Source organism: Streptomyces sp. AC627_RSS907 (assembly GCF_019049165.1).
In genome coordinates, this window is the sequence record NZ_JAGMUE010001381.1 from 1 (window position 1) to 800 (window position 800).

Annotated in this window: 1 pseudogene; it reads right to left on the reverse strand. The window is 74.1% G+C overall.

What is annotated here, in order from left to right:
- Nucleotides 1-334 precede the first annotated feature (334 nt).
- Nucleotides 335-800: pseudogene (locus KUM32_RS42025) on the reverse strand (hypothetical protein); the annotation flags it as partial.

The window sequence follows — 800 nt, forward strand, 5'->3', positions numbered from 1 at the left end:
CCTCGTAGACGACGCCGACCGGCGTGTCGGGAGCGGCTCCGGCGCCGCGTCGCGCGGCCTCGACCGCCTCGGGGGACAGCAGGAGGTCGATCCCGTCCGGGCTGTTGACGAACAGGTCGGGGCGCTCGGCGCGCAGCCGGTCGTAGCGGTTCATGGCGCCTTTCGTGGCGGACGTCGTTCCGCACCCAGTGTCCGCCGCGCGGACATTCGCCGTCCGCCGCTCGTGCCAACTCCGGGCGGCCGACAGCGCGTCACCCGTGCGTCCGACCCTGCGCCCCGACCGCGCGGACGCCCGGCGGCCGGCCCCCACCCCACGGGGGGCCGGCCCTGGGCCTCAGTACTCCAGGTCGTCCCGCATGGTGGTGGAGTTGTTGGCGCCCGGGTTCGGGGCGACCTCGCGGTAGCCGGGGAGCCTTTCCACCAGGTCCTGGAAGCGCTGCCACGCGGCCAGCGTCTCCAGCCGTACGGTGGCGATCTCGCGCGCGAACTTCTGCTCGCGGCGCCCGGCGATCCGGTTGCGGAGGACGAGCCGCACGGAACCGCCGTACGTGTCCAGCGCGGTGGCGCCCAGCGCGCCGGTCAGCGACCAGCTCTCGTCGCCGGTGACGGCGGTTATGACCGAGCCCCCGACGTTGACGACCACCTCGACCACCGGGGACCAGGACGCGGAGTGGCCGCCACGCCGGGCCGCCGCCAGTTCGACGATCTTCCGGTTGAGCGCGATGTAGCGGTCGAAGACGAGCCCCACGCGGTCGCCGAAGGTGGCCGGGTCCGCGAGGAGGTGGTCGAAGGCGGTGATG